The organism is Symmachiella macrocystis, from assembly GCF_007860075.1.
Classification (GTDB): domain Bacteria; phylum Planctomycetota; class Planctomycetia; order Planctomycetales; family Planctomycetaceae; genus Symmachiella; species Symmachiella macrocystis.
Map to the genome: position 1 here is coordinate 987,508 of NZ_SJPP01000001.1, position 19,523 is coordinate 1,007,030.

Below are 19,523 nucleotides of genomic sequence, written 5' to 3' on the forward strand. Positions count from 1 at the left end.
ACCACGACACGTTACACCACAATCCGCGGTCGCTGACACGACGGCGTTACGAGTCATCCCGTAACCGAGCACCCAATTTTGCAATCCGGCTGCCGCACGCTTCCCGAGCCTCAACAAATCCCGCCACGGTGGGATTCGGTTCTTTGAGGTAGTTCATAATGATCGATTCGGCCGCCATCAATTCTTCGCACGCATCGGGTACCTCCGAAGCGATCTCATCAGGAATCGTGGTCACGCCGTTGCAATCACCGTGCAACAAGTCGCCGGGATAAACACAAATGCCACCCACAGTGACAGGCACGTTTACCGCCAACGTATGGCAATATCCATGCGCACAGATCGTGCCATTCGTAAATGCGGGAAAACCGATGTCGCGCACTTGATCCAAGTCGCGTCCCGCGCCCGAAGTGATCAACCCCGCTGCGCCGAATGTCTGATAGGTCGTGCACATCACCTCACCAAACGTGGCGGCCGCCGTCGGCTCATCCAAGTCCTGATACACCACAACCGCCGGCCCCGGCAACTCGCCAAACGCTTCGATTTGCTCTTTGAGCCCCGCATAGACGTCTCCTCCACGCGGAGGAGCGAAACTGCGAAACGTCGACGTCACCGCATAACCCACCATCGGTGGCATTTCCGGGAAACAGGCACGAATCGAATCGTCCATATACCCGCTGCTCCGCGGATGCAGGTCAAACAGCTCCACCACGTTGCAAACGGTCGGCGTATCATATTTCGCCAAAGCAGCGAAAAGTTTCGCGGTATCAGCCATGGATATCCTCGGTGATCATTCAAGAAGAGTGTCGGTAGCAGCCAGTAAAACCGGAAGGGCGAGGCCGCTACCCATCGGGGGAATAAACAACAACCCGACTATAGCGAATGCCGAGAAACCGTGAAAGCAAGCCGAACCCACCTGAATACAAGCCTATCTTGACAGATTTCACAGCGAGTCGTATGAGGACGACCAGACTATGCGTTTCACGGAGGGAATCCTATGCGCTGCCTCATAATATTTGCACTCCTGCTGTCGCTATTTGTCGCCACGCCTAGCTATGGCCAGGAGCCCGACTTGGCCGAGTTGATTCAGCTCGAAAAATGGCTCACGGACCTTTCCGGCGCGTCGCAAGAACGGCGCCAGGCAAAAGAAAACCTGCAAGGAATCCTCGATAGTTATCCGCCAAGCATGACACCAGTCCTCTTCACCCCCAATATACGTTCTGTAATCCGCGAGTACCGAAGACAGGCCGAACCACTGATCCCACAACTGATCGAAATGCTCGACAGCGACGACGTGGAAGACGTGAATATTGCCCTGGGCGTTTTGACAATTACGGGCCCCGACGCCAAAGCAGCGATTCCTAAGCTCAAGGCAATGCTGTTCGACAAGAAAACACACGATGCAGAAATTCCGCCGTTTGGCATATTCGTCACCCTGTTGTACATAACACCCGCAGACGAGGCAGTCATGCCTTTGGCGCTGCAATGGCTCGATGGCCTTCCTAAGGAAAAACGCGACCGACTTGTAGGCGATCTACAAGAAAATGAAGAACGTCCGGTCAATCTCCCTAATTTCCCGAGTCGGAACTCGATGTTAGTTTGGACTTATGGTTTCCTTTCAGAAATCATCATCCCTCACCTGCTAGCTGCCGGCCACACCCGCGTCGAAGTCCCCTCGCTTCTACAAGCCACCGACAAAAAATACCCACTGATCGTCCGCTCTACCGCACTTTCTATCCTGATGACACTGCAGTCCGAAGCCAGCGCCGCCCTGCCCGGTCTGCGGAAACATTTGGCCGACAGCGATCCATCCATCCGTTATTTGACCGCGATCGCAATCTTGGCTATCGAACAAGATGCCGCGGCAATTCCACAAATCGCTGGCGTTCTTAATTTGCCACCGGATGAACGCAAAGAATTTGAAACCGGAGCCGCAAAGATCGTCGCCAGCGGCGCGCTGCGATTAAAAGAGGTCCTTGACGTTCATGACGTCCCGCCGGAGTTGATGGAAGGCATTTCTGGTATGCTCACCCACGGCAACGCCACCCACCGCCGCCTGGGACTGATCTACTTAGCTGAAATCGGCCCCGCGGCAAAATCGGTGATTCCCGCAATCGAAAAACTGCGCAATGATCCCGATGAAGAAACGCGGCGCCTGGTCCTCAAAGCAATGCACGCTATCAAGCCCCAATAATCGACTCGCACGCAAACCGGTCGCACGCACAAACTCCAACCGCTCCCCCCACTCTTCTGGCCACCGGCCACTCACCACCGGCCACTCTTCCACAGCCTACTGCCCACGCCCCTCAATCTGTTACGATGAAACTCCAATAGTTGGACCTCGATTCCTCAGCATCCAGGAGCCGTCACATGGCAAAACCCTATATCTCCCTCAAACCGACCGAGCAAACGCTGACGACCGCTGCTGCCGGGATTTTTGCCGCTTATATTACTGCCGGACGCGTCCCCAATGGCGAAGAAAAATCGTGGATGGACCGCGCAATCCGCGAAGCCATTCGCATTGCACGCACCATTGATGAGTCGGTACAAAGCGACGGCGAATTCGATTGATCCCCGCCCGGTCCGCCGTCATTTTGTATTCCGTTTGACCCGTTGGTATGCCGATGTCGTCCGCCCCTCCTTTGCTCCAAGCCCGTCACCTCGGTCGCAAGATTCCCGGCGCGCAGCAGTGGCTGCTCAAAGACATCAACCTGCAAATCGCCGGCGGCGAACGCTTGGCGATCATCGGCCCCACCGGTTCCGGTAAAAGCGTACTGCTCCGCGCTCTGTCGATGCTCGATCCCATCGATGCCGGCGAAATCCTCTGGCGCGGCAATACGATCACCAACGCAGATGTCCCGAATTTTCGTCGTCAAGCGATCTACCTGCGTCAGCGCCCCGCGATTTTCGAGGGAACCGTCGCAACCAACCTCCGCATCGCCTATTCGCTTCGCATCCGCGGGAATTTAGAGTTTCAAAAAAGACGCGTGATCGATCTTTTAATACAAGCGGGTCGCGATGAGAATTTTCTTGATAAGTCGGCCGCCGAGCTTTCCGGCGGCGAAGCCCAAATCACCGCCCTAATCCGTGCGCTGCAATGCGATCCCACATTACTGATGCTCGACGAACCGACCGCTTCGCTCGATCCCGACTCGGCAACCGCTGTCGAACAGATGGTCGTCGATTGGCAACAGGCCGATGACAGCCGCGCGCTGATTTGGGTCAGCCACGACCCCGCACAAGTCCTGCGGATCGCCACCCGCGAATTCGCACTGGACCACGGCGCGGAGAAGGAGTGACAGCACATGAAAGCCACTTACGTCGAACTCTCGAACTATGAAGTCGCTTTTGCGGCTGCCCTGATCATCATCAACGGTCTGATCTCACTCTCGCTACGCCTCGGCCTGGAGCGGATGTTGTTCCTCGGAGCACTCCGTACGATCGTCCAATTGGTGCTGGTCGGTTTTGTGCTCAAATGGGTCTTCGACGTCCAACAGTGGTACATCGTCGTCGCTGTAATGCTGGTCATGACCACCATCGCCGCCATCGCTGCCGTGCGACGCACCGGCTTGGTTTATCCAGGCGTCTATCTGGATAGCATGCTCTCCATCTGCGCCAGTTGCTGGATCGTGTCGGCCTTTGCGCTGCTCACCGTCATGCGGCAGGTCACTCCCTGGTACGACCCGCAGTATGCGATTCCACTGTTGGGCATGATTCTGGGCAACACACTCAACGGCATCGCGCTGGGACTGAATCAGCTCGGGGAAGAACTCTCCAGCCGCCGCGACCGCGTCGAAACGCTGCTGTCACTGGGTGCGACGCGCTGGGAAGCAGGTCGCGAACCGGTCCGCCAAGCGATTCGCACCGGCATGATTCCGATCATCAATTCCATGATGGTCGTCGGCATCGTCAGCCTGCCCGGCATGATGACCGGACAACTCATCGCCGGCGTCGACCCCGGCCAAGCGGTCAAATACCAAATCGTGATCATGTTTCTCATCGCATCAGGCACCGCCATGGGAACCGTGGGCGTCGTCCTGCTGGGCTTTCGCCGCTTGTTCAATTCGCGACACCAATTTTGCTACTCAAAATTGCAGCGCCGTTGAATCAACACCCGCAACGGGTGCCACTGGCGGCTTGCCCGCCAGTGCAAAATATGCACGGTTGGACTTGCGAGTGGAACTTTTCCTGATCTGTTTTCTTGGGGGACGTTTTTCGTCCTATGTAGAAAGGTGCGTCGCGACGCACCCTACGCATGTATGGCCTCGCGCAGAGGCGCCAAGACGCAAAGAGTTATCTTGAGGGGGGATAATGTGGATTGGTCGCGAGCGGCTTAGTTGAAACCTGGTGCTACTAATTGATGAACACTAGTTTTCAATCGGTTCCTCTTGTTTCCCTTTGCGGCTCTGCGTCTTTGCGCGAGATTTTTTTCCCGACGCGCCTATGTTTTCGCTTCCACTTTATGCCGAAACGTATTGAAATTGGAATACTCCCAGTGCGCATAGATCGACGAAGATTTCACGAGCGCCGCATGGTTCCCCATCGCGGCGACTTGCCCTTTGTGAAGCACGATGATTTCATCTGCGCGGCGTAGCGTCGCCATGCGGTGCGGTAAATAGATGATCGTTCGCCCCGATCGGATGCGATTGTAGGCATCGTCTAAGAGCGACTTGGCCCCCTCGTCCATCGGTTCCTCAGGCTCTTCGATGATCAACAGCGCCGGATCGCGCAGTACCGCTCGCGCCAGTCCCAAACGAAACACTTGTCCCGGATCGAGTTGTTCCCCATGCTCGCCGATTACCGTTTCGTAACCCAGCGGCAATTTGAGAATGAAGTTGTGCGCGTGCGTCAGCTTCGCCGCATCGGTCACGTCTTGCAATGAATAATGCGTATCGCCGCAGCGGATGTTTTCTAACACGGTCCCGGTAAAAAACGGATCGCGGGCACTGACCATGATTGCTTCGGCCCGCAGGGAATCGAGCGTCACCCAGGCGACGTCTTCGCCGTCTATGAGAATCTGCCCCGACTTGGGTTCGATGAATCGCGGCAACAAGTGCGCCACCGTCCGCGCCTCCCAGGGATCCATCGACACCACCGCCACCTGCGTCCCGGCCTTGACCTGGAAACTGCAGCCGTTCAGAAGCGACTCATGATCCGAACCTTCAAAGACGACATTGTCAAAAATCAGCGACTTCGCCATTGGCTGCAGGAATTTGGCCCCCACTGCCTGCCCCACGTGCGGAGTTCGCCCAAGGTAATTTTCAATCCGCGTCGAGACCCGCGCCCCGTCTGCGACGTCCCGTGGTAAATTCCACAGATTGCGCAGCGGCCCATGCATGCAACCGATAGACAGAATCAGTAGTATCGCCGAGGGCAAGGAAAACGCTCTTGTTGGATTCAGAATCTGATTCCCGACGAACATCAGCACCACGCCGCCCACAAATGCGGCCAACATCGTCAACCCCCAACGCTGCACCCAATCCTGCCGCATCCACTGTGTCGTTTCCTGTGAGAGCTGCGCCAAATGCTGCTGGAACTGTTCGTCCTCAAACGCTTCCATCTCCTTGCCATACCCCCGCACCAAACGCGTGGTGTTTAGGCTTTCAGCGAGCAACCGCAATTTCTCTTCCGCACGCGATTTGCCCAATGCCCGCAATGCGCGGCCCTGCTGCTTCTGCCAAGCGATCAACAACCAACTTCCCAGCAACAACAACATCACGCTTCCAGCGACGATCGGCCCGGTGGCAATCGCCAGCACGGCCAACAGTATCAATTTCACCGGTTCCCGCGCCCAACGCAGCGTCCAGTAATACAGCCCCTCCTGTAATTGATCCATGTCCGACGAGAACAGCGTCCGCAGTTCTCCATTACGATGATCCGGCAGTGCCGAAGGAGCCAATCGCAAGGTTTGCCGATGCACGGCTCGCCGCTGCGCGGTGGTGATACCCACCGCCTCGCGCATGGCACACGTCCGGCCCCGTGAATACATCATCGCACACAGCGCGCCGGTTAGTCCGATCATGACCGCTAAGAACGTCACGGCGCTGGAGTTTCTTTGCAGTGCCTGAATTCGTCCATGCGCCGCTGCCAACACTTTTCCGCACACGCACGTCCGCGCCTGCCAAACCGCCGGCAAGATTCCGCGATCGGCTAATTCGACATTGTCGATGACCTCATCGCCTACTGGAATCTCGTAGGGGCTGGCAGTGGACTGCAACTGTTTGAATTCGGCCGCGGTCAACTCTAGCCGTCCATGATCGACCAATACGCTCGCCATCAGCCAACCGAACATCAGCATCAGACACAGCATGATCGACCCGCCGGTCAACCACAACAAGCACCGGAGTGCCTGCCCTTGAAACAACATTTTCCGAGAAACGAGACGTTCCAAGGGATGAGGATGCTTGGTGATCACAATCACTACCTTCAACTCAAATACGACACCGGCGACAGATCGAGATCAAGTTGCACTTAATTTACTGTAACAGCGGATTTCGCAAATTCTTCCGAGAAACCCACCGCACTCAACTTGACACTTCCCGCGCAACCGTGCCACGACATCAGGCACGCTCCCTCCCTGCGATAAACGTTCCATAATCGGTCGGCCGCATCTCGCACAGCCGGCAGCAGGGCGAATCGCGATGAATGACCGCGAGTCGGTTCCTCGCAAGACGCAATGCCTGTGGCTGGGCAACGCAAACCGAATTTTGCCAACTAAAAAACCCAGCCAAACGGGGCTGGGTGAAGAAGCATCATCACTCGGCCGACGCGCCACCTACATTAGGCTCATAGCACGTCGCCCCCGTCTTCCGCCATTTTACGCCAGATCGCGGTCCTCGAAAAGAATAAATGCCAGCAATATCGCCGCAGCGCTATAAGCAACCGCATAGATGGCGGACCAACCCAAATAGATCCCCGGAACCGGAGCACCGGTCGCAACAGCCGCCTGGACGTTAAAGACCTCAAGGGCCGGCAAGACCGTCGCGATCAGTCGGGCAAAGAAATCGACCAACTCGTTTTGCAACGCTCCCGAATTCACCAACGTCGGAGTCAAGTGCCCCACAACAAAAATTGCCAAACAGGCAACCATGTTGACGACCATCGGCAGACGGGTGGAGATCGCCACGCTGATCGCCGCCAGAATACTGACCTCCATAAAGATCAACGCAATTCCCGGCAAGACTTGGATAATCTCGATCCAAGAGTGCGCTGCCATATAGTTGACCTCCGAGGCCTCCCGAAAATCGTAAGGAACCTTGTAATAAATGCAGGCCAGAAACACGAGGACGACGGGGACGAAAAAGATGAACACCCCCATCAAAATCCCAATATACTTCCCCATGATGAACTGCCGCCGCGTAATCGGTTTGGACAACAGCGTGATCGCCGTCTTCCCTTCGATTTCTGCCGCAATGCTTTGACTAGCCGTCCAGACCGCCAACAGCAAACCGCTGATCAACAGCGTCGCCAATCCGCAGTCCTTCAGCATCTTCACGTCATCGCCCAACGAAAAGAATGGCAAAAACGTGTTCAGCACCATCAGGATGACTGAAATCGCGATCAGCAGGAAAAAAAACGGCTGCCGAATCGCTTCTTTCATCGTGGCCACAGCTATGATCCACGTGCCGGAAAAACTTCTCATCACGTTCCCTTACAACGACGTTTCCGCAAAAATATCAGACGGGATTCACACAAGGCCACCAAAACACACCACGCCGGTCGAATCCGTCGACCGCGGATCATCATCCCCCGGATGTACGATCATACAGCAGCGCAACGTCGGCGAATGACCGTTTTACGTCATTTTCGCATCGGCCGTTGGGCGGCGCGGACGCTTTTCTGACGCTTTTCTCAGAGAACCCAGTTCAAAACTCGCTGGGGCTGAATCCGGCTCCTAAAAACAGGGACCTACACGCCGCATCAGAGGATTTTGAAACCAGTTGTAGTAGAACGAATCCACGGGGGTTTGTCATAGCCTAAGCCTCGGTTGTCACCGATTTTTTAACAGATACACCGCCCATCGGCCCTAAAATCGGTCCAACAAGACCGCTGCCTCAACGGCGAATCGAAAACCCGGCAAACCGTTCGCTCCCATCCCACGGACTACGGTCCACTGCAGAAATATTCCTCTCCATGACCCGGCCCAGTTCGTCCACAAACGTGATGACCTCATCCTCAGCCCCCTGAGCGATCAGCTCGACCGTGCCGTCGGCGAGATTCTTGACATAACCCGTTACAGGATAAACCCTTGCCAAGCGACGCGTCCGGTAGCGAAAGCCGACTCCTTGAACCTGACCTCGAAAAATCACCCGTTCAGCATATGGTGGCTGTGCCTCAGCATCCTCACTCACGCTTCACCTCCCGCCCGCCAGGGCGCTGGTGAAGCCGGTTGCTTCCAGCAGGATCGGTACAGAACTATTTCGCTCCCCGGTCGCCTCGACACGGGCGGTCGCATAAAACGAGATCTTTTGCCGCGGCACCCACGGCTCGCATTTCACCACAAATGACTGCTCAGTTTGGCCCTCGGGGATCAACACTCCGTTGAGCCCCACATGCAGTACCCGAATTCCATGCGGCAGATTCTCGACCGCAATCGGCACCCGGCTGTTGAATCCGTAGTTCCGCTTCAATTTCAACTGAAACCGCACTTCCTGTCCCGGTTCAATCACCGCCTCCTGCGGACTCACAGCCACCTCTAATGTCGGTGGCGGCGCCAAGGAGACTTGATGCAATCCAAAACCGGTCGAACTACGCTGCTCCACGGTTTTGTCACCAATCGTCGCATTGCCAATCGCCTGTACGCTTCCCGCGGCGGCATCCAAGGTCTCGACGGACTCCGGCGCCGAAAACGTCACGACGCATGAAGAATCATCGGGGCCGATCCGACCGGCTGTTGCGGTGATGCCGTCAGGCAACCCCTCGATCCGCACGTCAATCGCCCCGTCGAACGCTTCCAGACGCGTCGCATTGATCGTCACCGGCAGATTTCCGCCGCGAGGAATGTTTGGATCGGCTGGGTTCATCGAGATCCGAAAATCGGGTTGCGGCCGTCGAATGACGAGGCGGTAATGAAAGTCGTCGCCCGACAGGCCGCGGACATCGTTGATGCGCACCAGATATTTGCCGTCAGCCGGCACGTCAAAATAGAGTTGGGAATCACTCCCCAGCCCCGGACCGCCATCGTCGTTCCGGTATTTCAAGGCCACGATTGGCAAGCCGCTGGGCGGAAACGATTGTCCGGGCGGATGCAGTTCGATTTTGTACACCGACGAATTCACAGCATGACCCTGCGGGGTGGTGCCAAAATATCCCAGACGGCCCCCGTTGGCGAAGAATTTCACATCCTCATCCGGCCCCAATGGCAAGGCACGGATTTTGATCACTTCGCCGCCCAACATCAGATAGTCGTTGATCTCAAAGCCATCCCAGTTCTGCAGGCGAATCCCGTCCCGCTTCGAACTATGGTCCCGCAGTGTAATAAACGTCTCAGAGACCGCCTGCAACGTTTGCCAACCGACCGGTTCTCCTTCTGCGGTCAAAATTTCGATCACCGAATCCAACAGCGACCCCGCCCGTCGCGCCTCGACCTGGATCAATAGCCGGTCTCCTTGCTTTGCTTCAAACGCCACAACATCCGCCGCGCCGCCGCCTTCGCTATTGGTCATAACTCGTCCGCACACGGCGCCCGGGACCGACAACAACTGTGCTTGTGCCGGCATGTCGTTGGGCTCGACTTCAACCACCTCGGGAAATTCACTCAACTCATACCGTACGGTGTTCAACGTCGGTCCCATTTCAGTTTGCAACCGGTCGTTACGGTCGCCGGGCGATTTGCCCTCGACGTCAATTCGCGCCGCATCGCCCAGATTGAAACCCCGGGCTTGCAGCAGACCGTCGTTTTTCGCTCCGGCAGTCACCCCCAACGGAAACACTCCCTCGACGAAGGCAAACTGGCCGGCATGGATGTAATAATAATGTCCACCGCCACCAGAAAAACGCAGATCCTCGACCCGTAACAAGTACGATCCCGCATTTTCAAACCGGTACCCGATCACCGCATCCCGCTTGTTGGGATGCCGCTGCGAACGGGCCAACACCTGCCCCGCATCGTCCAAGATCGTTAACTCCGCATCTAATTTTGATCCAAAGCCGGTCCCCCGCAGCGCAAAGACAATCTCCGCTCCGGCGGGCGCGTCAAATCGCCACAGATCGCGGTCTCCTTTACGGTTGATCGTCCCCACCAACGTTTTAGGCAACTCCGTCACGGTCGCCGTTTCGGGCGTATCGTTCGCTTCCTTCTCCTTCTGCTCTGCAAACGGGCCAACATAAAATGCCCGACTCCCGGTGCTGCCGGTTGGCGTATGCAGTCGCAGGGAAACCATCCGCGGCATCAAGTCAGCGGGAAGTTCCACTTCGCATTGGATCTTGTTGGGATCCTTACCGTCGGACGGCAACAGTTTGGCTTTCAGGTCTCCCGGAGCGACAAACAACGCGTCGGCATCGGCGATATTCCGTCCCGACAAAGTGAACTTCGCCGTCGTCCCCCGCACCGCTGTCCGTGGGCTGATTGAGGAGAGTTCCGGATCGCGCGGACGTTCGGCCACTTTGGCGGATTCCGGCTTCTCTTCGGCAACGGGTTCCGCGCGACGTCCAGCAATGAGCACCTGCGGTGGCTGAGCTTTCCCCGTGTCAAACGCCAGCAAATTGCCGTCATACAGACCGGCGAAGATCCGTTTACCGTCTGGGTGAACCGCCAAGGCATGCGGCCAATCCGTCAGATTTTCTTCCGTCCGCAACAAGTTCAGCCCGACGGCATCCCACGCTTTGATTCGACCATCTTCCGCAGCGGTAAACAATGTTTTTCCGTCCTGTGCATACGCCACATCCAATAGGATCGCATCGTGGGCGAAAACGCTTTTGCGAATCTTGGCCGACTTGCCGTCCCAGCTCCAAACCCGCAACGTCTTATCGATTCCCACAGCCGCCACTTCTTTGCCCGACGGATGAAACGCGACCGCATTCATGCTGCCGGTCGGTTCGCTGAGCGTGACCATCCGCTTCCTACTAGCAACGTCCCATAACTTGACTGTCTGGTCGTCGCCGACCGAGGCCAACGTTTTGCCATCGGGACTGAACGCGACATCAAACACGGCAGCCGTGTGATGCTTGAGCGTGGCCGCCTCCTGGCCCGTGGCCACGTCCCATAATTTGATCAGCTTATCGTAGCTCGACGTGGCCAACAGTTTCCCATCGGGACTGAATGCCAATCCATAAATTGAATCGTCATGCCCATTGAACAGACCCGCCGGCTCTCCCTCGATTTCCCACAACCGCACACTCCCGCCAATTCCCGCAGGACCGCCCGCCGCTGCGATCCATTGTCCATCGGGACTGAAGGCAACTGCATTCAGCGGATGTTCGGCGCCCTCGAATTTGGCGATCACTTTTCCATCGTCCGCATTGAGCAAAACCACCTCGCGATGCCGCACAGCTGCTAAACTTTTGCCGTCAGGCGAAACCGCAACCGAGACTATCGCCGGCGTCACCGGCCCTTTGGGGAGAACCTGCGGCACGTCCGGCGCATCGTAGCCGGTGGACTTCACTTCATCCGCATCGGAATTCTTGGCACCCGCTGCAATCCACCGCGCAATGCCGGCAATTTCCTCAGAGCTGGGTTGCTTTTCACCCTCCGGCGGCATCGGGGGTTCTTCTTCACCCTGCAGCAGCAGCAATAACCAACTCTCCGCAGGTTTGCCGGGAACGATCAGTTTCTCGCCGCTATCTCCCCCACGCATCAACGCTGAAAAACCATGCAGACTCAGCCCGTTCTCACGCTCGTCCTCGTTATGGCACGCGATGCAATACTTCTTAAACACGCGCTGCACATCGCGGGAATACGACGGCGCGGGTTGCTTTTGTTTTTCCGCCGGTTCGTCAGCACCGGCAGGCAGCGCCGCACACGCGGCGACGATACAAACAATCATCAGTGGAATTCTTCGCATACCCAAACATTCCTCACAGCGCCGGGTGCCACTGCTGGCTTGCCCAGTAGTGTTTCCGGTCACACGTTTTCACTGGCAAACAAGCCGCCAATCGCACCCCAGTATCGAAACAACTAAAATCGCTGTCGTCTCTAATGAATGAACAAAAACTCTTTGCTGGACAGCGTCGCCCAGATGAAATCGGCGATCAGTGCTTGGCGTTGTTCTACCGCCACTTTTTCATCCGCCGCCTGCTTTGCATCAACCGCGCTGGCGGACGACTCCGCAAACGCTTTCAACAACGCCGCTTTTTCTGCTTCCGTGGGAAACCGCGTCAATGCGCCCAAATAAACCCGCTCGATGACCTGCTCGTCCGTCAGTTTCTCCTTGGTCATCGTCGTTGCCACACAGTCATCCGACTTCAACTTGTCATTGAGCGTCTTGCCGTTGGTCAAATGCAACGTCTGCGTCACATTCGGATCCTCGGTTCGCTCGCAAGTGCATACGAACTCCCGTGACGGGCGGCCAAAGGCGCTTAAGAAGTAGGAGACGATATTGCTATCGGGCAACTGTTGCGCCCGCCAACCTTTGGGAAACCCGGGAAACTGGGTCGGCACACCGGTCGTCTGTGAAAACGCATCCAGCATCACCTCGGCCGGCATCCGCTTCAACAAAAAGTGCGAATAAAAACGATCGTCCGCTTCGTTTCCCGCCACCGGCTCCGCTGAGCGCTGATAAGCGGCCGAATTGAGAATGGTGCGGATCAGATGTTTCACGTCATAGTTGTGCTCCCGCAAGTCATCGGCCAAGGCGGACAGCAATTTTTCATTCGAGGCCGGATTCGTTGACCGCAAATCGTCCACTGGTTGCACCAACCCCCGCCCCATGAAATTCGCCCAGACTCGATTCACGATGGCCCGCGCAAAATACGGATTCTCTGCCGCCGTCAACCAGTCCGCCAAATGCGCACGGCGGTCACGCGGATCATCCACCGCCAATGGTTCACCGTCGAGCGGTTGCGGAATGGGAACTTCCAGACGCCGCGGGTGCGGAACGTTCCCCTCAGTCACGGGAAACACAACAATCTCGCCGCCGACAGTCCCGTCCTTTTGTCGCACACGGCCGAACAAATTGGCCATGCCGTAATAATCATCCTGCGTCCAACGTTCCATCGGATGATCGTGACACCGCGCGCAGGTGATCGACATTCCTAAAAACGTCAACGACGTCGCCTCGGTCAGTTGCTGCGGATCCTTGTGCAACACAAAAAAGTTCGCCGCTCCGTTGTCCAACGTGCTCCCCCGCGCCGTCACTACGTCCCGGGCCAGTTGATCCCACGGTTTGTTCTCTTCAACGCATTTCCGCAACCAACTGTAAAACGCCCAAACTGCTGCTCCGTCCAGTTGTTTGCTGCTGACCAATAACAAATCGGACCACTTATAGGTCCAATAATCGACGTACTCCGATCGCTGTAAAATCTGATCAATCAACCGCATCCGCTTGCCGGGTGACTCGTCCGCCAAAAACGCTCGCGTTTCTTCAACAGTCGGCAAAATGCCCATCGTGTCGAGATACACCCGCCGCAAAAATTCCCCGTCACCGGCTTGTCCCGATGGTGGAATGCGGAGCGTCTTCAGTTTTTCCAAAATCAAGTCATCGACAAAATTCACTTGCGATGTTTGCGCAAAAAGTTGTCCGTCGACTTTGTTGTCATAAGGCACGCTGATTGTCGCCACGGCAACCTTGCTGCCAAACCAAACCGTGATGGCCGATTCCCCCGCCCCAACCACGTCAACTTTCCCTTGTTGGTCGACAGCGGCAACGCCCATTTCCGTCGTGTCATACATCGCCCATTGCGTCACATCGCGCACAGTGCCATCGCTGTAGGTTGCCAGCACAACAATTTGCTGCGCATCCCCCGGTTTGAGCGTGACCTGTTCGGGCAGCACCGCCAGTTCAGCCACATGCGTATCCGCTTCACTGGGCCCCATCGCTCCTTCGGCGATCCATTGCGAGACAATCTGATATTCCCTGCTGTCGGTTCCGAAGCGCGTTCCGCCCCCGTGGGGAATTGCGCCGGTCGCTTTGAGCAACATCAAACTCCGCGCCGGATCACTGGGAATCACCCGCCGCCCCCGCGAGCGGCGCGTCAACGTGTCATAATCCGCCTCGTGGTCATAGCCCCGCAGCGCCAATTTGAATCCCTTCTTGCCCGACTGCGCGCCGTGACAGGACCCCATATTGCAACCGGTCTTGGTCAGCACAGCTTGGACATCGTTGGCAAAACTCCAAGGCTCCGTCCGCCCATAATGACGCACGACGATTTTCGCCTCCGAAGTCTGACCGGCAACTTCCGCACGAATCACCGTTTCTCCATCGCCAACTGGTTGCACGCGGCCTTGGGCATCGACCGTGGCGACCTTGGGATCAGCGGTGGAAAACTTGGCTTGTCCGGTCAGATCACCAAACGCCTTCCCGCCGCTCATCTCTTCCACAATCAACCGTTGCCCGGCATGCGGACCATCCAACGTCACCTGGGCCGGCAAAACCACAGGGCCGTCCGCCGCCGCCAAGTTGGCCATGACCGGCAACAGGCAAGTCGCCACGAGAATATGTTGCATCATGATGAAAAACCGTTGCTCAAAATACAGAGTTCGGGACAGGCCGGAAACGCCCATCACGTGTCAAATACCGGTGCTACTCCTGGCGACCATTCGCGTCGAACTGCCAACGCCCACCCCCACGTGCGCGGGTGCAGAATCCTAAACCGCATTAAGCAAACAACTCGCGAACCGCGCGTACACCGGAATCCACCACCGGAATCGGTCGCCCTTGCGGACCGGGAAGCAAGTGCTCCAGATCAATGCCGAGCGCTTCATAAATCGTCGCCGCGATCTCAGCGGGATTCACCGGACGATCGGCCGGGTAGCCGCCCGTGTCGTCACTGGCCCCCACGACGCGTCCCCCTTGAATGCCGCCGCCGGCAAAGAACACCGTCCAACATTGCGGCCAGTGGTCACGTCCCCCCGCAGGATTCACTTTCGGCGTCCGTCCAAATTCTGCTAAAGACGAAACCACCGTGTTCGCCAACATCCCGCGCTGATCCAGGTCTTCGATCAACGCCGAGTACCCTTGATCGAAACTGGGAGCGACGATCTTCTTCATCCCCTCAATCGACGTAAACGGCTTCGAACCGTGGATGTCCCAGGTGATTTCTCCAAAGACGGTTAGGAATGTATTGACTGTCACAAATCGCACGCCGCGCTCCACCAACCTTCGCGCCAACAGACAACTCTGACCAAACCGCGTCCGCCCATAACGATCGCGAACCGAGTCCGGTTCTTGATTCAAATCAAACGCCTCACGCGCCTGAGTCGACGTCATCAGGCGATACGCTTGCTCGAAATTTTTGTCCAACAACTGCGCCCGTGGAGCGGATTCGAACTTAGCTACGTTCTGATCCACCAACGAACGCAACTTCTGCCGACGATCCGTCCGCACGGCGGGTAGATCCGTCGGTGGCAACAAGTCGGGGACTTTAAAATCCTTGACCGAAGGATCGGCATTCAGCACGAACGCATCATGCTGTTTGCCCAAATATCCCGCCTCTTGCCCGTGCGGCAGATTGCCGCCGGTGCGGCCCATCAGTTCGGGAATGACAACGTGCGGCGGCAAGTCGCCGCGTCGCCCCTTCATGAAACCCAACGTGCATCCCACGTGCGGCGATTCCAATCCGCCACGGAACAAGCGTCCCGTTTGCATCATCTGGTGTCCGGTATCGTGGACGGCGGCAGCCGTGTGGTATACGCTGCGGACGAACGAAACCTTATCCGCGATCTTCGCCATCTGCGGAAACATCTCGGAGATCAAAACTCCCTCAGCCGCCGTTTGAATCGGCTGAAACGGGCCGCGAATCTCTGCAGGCGCATCGGGCTTCATGTCCCAGGTATCGAGCTGGCTCGGCGCTCCCAAATTGAACAGCATGATGCCGTTGACGTCTTTATCTTGAGCGACCGCGCCTTGCGCCTCAAGCGCCGCCATTTCCGACATGCCCAACCCAAGCGCGCCCAATGATCCCACTTGCAAAAAATCGCGTCGCGACACACCGTCACACGTTTGAACGCGTCCGGCGCCTTCTAGGTTCATCATCGCTACGTCTCCAATACAACATTGCTATGGGAGAAGACCGGCATCGCTACAAACGGCAACTCGGTTCTGGGCATGGATCAATCGAGAGTCTGCGAACATGTGGCCGATATGATCACCACAACTATGATGATACCGCCCCGAGGAAGCCCAAAGCAACTGCCAACACGCGCCGTAGAGGGCAATCCGGGCATCTGCGCAGCGTGAAATCCGGATGACCCCGCCAATTGTCAGCGGAATCATCCGTTTTCTCGAAAAGCATGCGGCATCCGCCCAACCATTAACCGGCTGCGGCGAATCCATCGGTACGCGGTGTCGAGTCGAATGAATCGGATGACTCGATTTCGACGCACAATTCTTCACGTACGATATTCATATGCTTGGGGGCGTCAAATCCTAGTCGCACTGCATTCGGCCCCACACGGATGACCGTAATCGCGACGTCGTCCCCAATCAGAATTCGCTCTCCCGTCTTGCGTGACAGAACAAGCATAATCTCGGTCCCCTTCCAAACAGCGTCCTTGTTTATGTCCGTCGAGACCCTCAGCGGTCACCTTCCGCATGTTGCACCAGTTGGAAGGCGATTAAAATCGACGAACGACCCAATCCTTTAACGACGGCCCCAAAGGTTCATATAGGACCGTCGCCAATATCATGACGCAGCCAGGCGACCAACTCAAGTCCAAACCCCCCGCTACCGCCTCTCCAGACAGAATTCTCCCCTCCGCCAGTCAACACATTCTCAGTCTCATCGCCCCCTGAAACCGCTGTGATTTCTGCGTTTTTTTCGTAACGACTTAAGCTCGCAGGCAAAGTATTAGCCACAGTGATCACCGAGTTCACAGAGAATTCCATTGAACGTCTCGCCCAAAATGGTGGCCATATGCGACTTGTTCGCCAGTGGAAACTGTGTGACCAGAAAAACACTGCTGGACAAGCCTGCAGCGAGACCTGGCTTTCGAATGTGATTGGTTATTCATTGGGTTATGAACCACGATGACTGCTGACGACAGCTTTTCTCTGTGGCCTCTGTGATCTCTGTGGCTTTTTGTTTTCAAAAACTTGTTTGAGGTATAGTCGCGCTGGGTTTTATCCCTGTTCAATCTGTGGCTAAGAATCCGCCTCACGACTTGACGGATACCACCACGGGCGCAATGCTAGGGACTGTTTAAGAAAAAACCCACTTGCCACTCCGCGCAAATAACAAAAGGCTTTTCGCATGGTACGGATAGGAATCATCGGACTCGGTTTCATGGGCATGACGCACTTTGAAGGTGCAAAAAAAGTCGACGGCGCAAAAGTCACTGCCATCGCCACCAGAAACCCCGCTAAACTCGCCGGCGATTGGACCAGCATTCAAGGCAACTTCGGCCCCCGCGGCGGACAGGTCGATCTGTCCGACGTCAAAACCTATTCCGACTACCACGAACTGCTGGCCGACCCCGATATCGATCTCGTCGACATCTGCCTGCCACTCGATCAGCATGAAACCGTCACGCTCGAAGCGATCGCGGCCGGGAAAGCAGTCATCGTTGAAAAGGCGATCGCCCTGGATATAGCCGCCGCCGACCGTATGGTCGAAGCCGCCCGCGCCGCCGGTCGGCTATTCATGGTGGCCCACGTGTTGCCGTTTTTCCCTGAATTCAAATTCGCCGCCGACGCCATCATGAGTGGCAAATACGGCAAACTGCGAGCCGCGCATTTTCGCCGGATGATCTCCAAGCCAGACTGGTCGGATGACATGGCCGATCCGGCCAAAACCGGCGGACCGGGCATCGACTTGCACATTCATGATACGCATTTCATCGGCTGGGTCTGCGGAACCCCCAAAGCGGTGCAGTCGCGGGGAATCTTAGAAGACGGCTACGCGCAGTACCTCAACACGCAGTACCTGTTCGACGATCCCGAATTGACCGTCAGTAGTGTCAGTGGCGGCATCTCAGCCGCGGCAATGCCCTTTGCCCACGGTTTCGAAATCTATCTGGAAAAAGCGACGTTGGTTTATGATTTCGCTACGCTGGGAAGCGAACCAACACTCAGCCAGCCGCTTACCGTGCTGCACGCGGACGGAACGGTCGAAGTCCCACAACTCGATGGCGACGATGAGTGGTGCGCCGCCTTTACCGCCGAACTGCAGGTCGCCGTCGACGCTGTCCGCAGCGGCGAAGAACCCCGTCTGCTCTCCGGCGCACTCGCCCGCGATGCCCTCAAACTTTGCCACTGTGAAGCCCAGAGCATCGCCACCGGACAACCGGTTTCCATGGACGGTGACGCCTAGCAGCGAAAACGGGCAATCCGGCATCCTCGCCCCAATGCGCGCCGCTGTTCTCCCAACTGCGGGAGCGGCGGTCGGCTTGCCATCACCCACGACGGTGTTACCATCGGCAGACCGGCTTTTCGCAAAACGGCTATATACCGGAACCGCACCGCCGAAGCTGCACCACCAAAGCGACATGAATTCACACACACGCGGTGAACATTTTCCAACGCGGAGTGTCGTTTCAACCTACCAACGAACTTCCCTTCCCCCCGGCTCGGCCGGTGGAACCGACGACGAGCATGCTGAATAATCTGCCGCTGAAAACATTGGAATTCAAGGGACTGACCATCGAGGGCTATTCCCGCGCTGCTGTCCAAAGTTACTGGCGAATTCCCGAACTCAAACTCGGCTTCGACCTAGGTGGCAGCCCTTGGGAATTCATGGGCACCTCAACGTTTTTCGTCTCGCATTGCCACCTGGACCACCTAGCCGCAATACCAGTCTATGTCGCGCGGCGGCGGATGATGAAGATGGAACCGCCCACGATCTATCTTCCCGCGGACATGGTCGATCAAGTGCGGCGGATGTTGCAGGCTTGGCAACGCCTCGACCGGGGACGCATGTTGTGCGACTTGGTCGGCGTGCGTCCGGGCGATGAATTCGAGATTTCACGCGAGCATGTGGTCACCGTATTCGAGACGGTCCACACCGTCTCCTCGGTCGGCTTTATCGTGTGGGATCGTCGCCGCAAACTGAAAGCCGAATATCAAGGCCTCCCCGGCGATCAGATTCGCGATCTCCGTTTGAAAGGCGAAGATGTGACGCGGGAGATCCGCTATCCGCTCGTCTGCTACACGGGAGACACAGCTCCGCCCGGACTCGACAACGACGTGGCCACCTACGAAGCCCGCGTGCTGATCACGGAGATGACCTTCTTTCGCCCCGAGCATCGTAAGGAAAAAATCCACAAGTTCGGACACATGCATCTGGACGATCTAATCGCCCGCGCCGAGAAGTTCCAAAACGAACTGATCATCGTGGCGCATTTCAGCACGCGGTATCACGAAAAAGAGATCCGCCGCGCGGTCGAAAAGCGATTGCCCGCGAAGCTAAAAGACCGCTTCCACCTCTGGCTATAA

14 protein-coding genes are annotated in these 19,523 nt (G+C 56.8%); 6 read left to right on the forward strand and 8 right to left on the reverse strand.

Annotation, left to right across the window (positions count from 1 at the left end; translation table 11 throughout):
• Window positions 1–46 precede the first annotated feature (46 nt).
• Window positions 47–772: an RraA family protein gene (locus CA54_RS03870; RefSeq protein ID WP_146369539.1), complete on the reverse strand. Its 726-nt coding sequence runs from the start codon at window positions 770–772 to the stop codon at window positions 47–49.
• A 222-nt stretch (window positions 773–994) separates the two neighbouring features.
• On the opposite strand from CA54_RS03870, the gene CA54_RS03875 reads away from it, so the two are divergent.
• The 4 genes from CA54_RS03875 (at window position 995) to CA54_RS03890 (ending at window position 4,103) form a co-directional block, all read left to right on the forward strand.
• Window positions 995–2,191, forward strand: a complete 1,197-nt coding sequence (locus tag CA54_RS03875) for a HEAT repeat domain-containing protein (RefSeq protein WP_146369540.1) — start codon at window positions 995–997, stop codon at window positions 2,189–2,191.
• Between the two features lie 176 nt (window positions 2,192–2,367).
• On the forward strand, window positions 2,368–2,568 hold the full coding sequence (locus CA54_RS03880) for a hypothetical protein (protein WP_146369541.1): 201 nt from the start codon (window positions 2,368–2,370) through the stop codon (window positions 2,566–2,568).
• A 53-nt stretch (window positions 2,569–2,621) separates the two neighbouring features.
• Window positions 2,622–3,296, forward strand: a complete 675-nt coding sequence (locus CA54_RS03885) for an ABC transporter ATP-binding protein (protein WP_146369542.1) — start codon at window positions 2,622–2,624, stop codon at window positions 3,294–3,296.
• 6 nt (window positions 3,297–3,302) lie between these two features.
• Entirely contained in the window at window positions 3,303–4,103 is an 801-nt protein-coding gene (locus CA54_RS03890) for an ABC transporter permease (protein ID WP_146369543.1), read from the forward strand.
• Between the two features lie 335 nt (window positions 4,104–4,438).
• Here the strand turns inward: CA54_RS03890 and CA54_RS03895 are convergent, their stop codons facing one another.
• The 7 genes from CA54_RS03895 to csrA form a co-directional block, all read right to left on the reverse strand.
• The gene (locus CA54_RS03895; RefSeq protein WP_146369544.1) at window positions 4,439–6,412 is read right to left on the reverse strand and encodes an ABC transporter transmembrane domain-containing protein; all 1,974 of its coding nucleotides are present in this window, start codon (window positions 6,410–6,412) and stop codon (window positions 4,439–4,441) included.
• Window positions 6,413–6,814: 402 nt separating this feature from the next.
• Window positions 6,815–7,639, reverse strand: a complete 825-nt coding sequence (locus CA54_RS03900; protein WP_146369545.1) for an ABC transporter permease — start codon at window positions 7,637–7,639, stop codon at window positions 6,815–6,817.
• 412 nt (window positions 7,640–8,051) lie between these two features.
• On the reverse strand, window positions 8,052–8,348 hold the full coding sequence (locus CA54_RS03905) for an acylphosphatase (protein WP_146369546.1): 297 nt from the start codon (window positions 8,346–8,348) through the stop codon (window positions 8,052–8,054).
• Window positions 8,349–8,351: 3 nt separating this feature from the next.
• Window positions 8,352–11,999 carry a c-type cytochrome domain-containing protein gene (locus tag CA54_RS03910; protein ID WP_146369547.1) on the reverse strand — a complete coding sequence of 1,216 codons (3,648 nt, stop codon included), beginning with the start codon at window positions 11,997–11,999 and terminating at the stop codon, window positions 8,352–8,354.
• A gap of 131 nt (window positions 12,000–12,130) precedes the next feature.
• Window positions 12,131–14,602, reverse strand: coding sequence for a DUF1549 domain-containing protein (locus tag CA54_RS03915; protein WP_197532187.1), 2,472 nt, complete (start codon window positions 14,600–14,602; stop codon window positions 12,131–12,133).
• A gap of 148 nt (window positions 14,603–14,750) precedes the next feature.
• Window positions 14,751–16,127 (reverse strand): DUF1501 domain-containing protein, encoded by a 1,377-nt coding sequence (locus CA54_RS03920; protein WP_146369548.1) that lies wholly within the window; start codon window positions 16,125–16,127, stop codon window positions 14,751–14,753.
• Window positions 16,128–16,404: 277 nt separating this feature from the next.
• The gene (csrA, locus tag CA54_RS03925) at window positions 16,405–16,617 is read right to left on the reverse strand and encodes a carbon storage regulator CsrA (protein ID WP_146369549.1); all 213 of its coding nucleotides are present in this window, start codon (window positions 16,615–16,617) and stop codon (window positions 16,405–16,407) included.
• 726 nt (window positions 16,618–17,343) lie between these two features.
• On the opposite strand from csrA, the gene CA54_RS03930 reads away from it, so the two are divergent.
• Window positions 17,344–18,402 carry a Gfo/Idh/MocA family protein gene (locus tag CA54_RS03930; RefSeq protein ID WP_146369550.1) on the forward strand — a complete coding sequence of 353 codons (1,059 nt, stop codon included), beginning with the start codon at window positions 17,344–17,346 and terminating at the stop codon, window positions 18,400–18,402.
• A gap of 281 nt (window positions 18,403–18,683) precedes the next feature.
• Complete coding sequence (locus CA54_RS03935) at window positions 18,684–19,523, forward strand: MBL fold metallo-hydrolase (RefSeq protein ID WP_146369551.1); 840 nt, start codon at window positions 18,684–18,686, stop codon at window positions 19,521–19,523.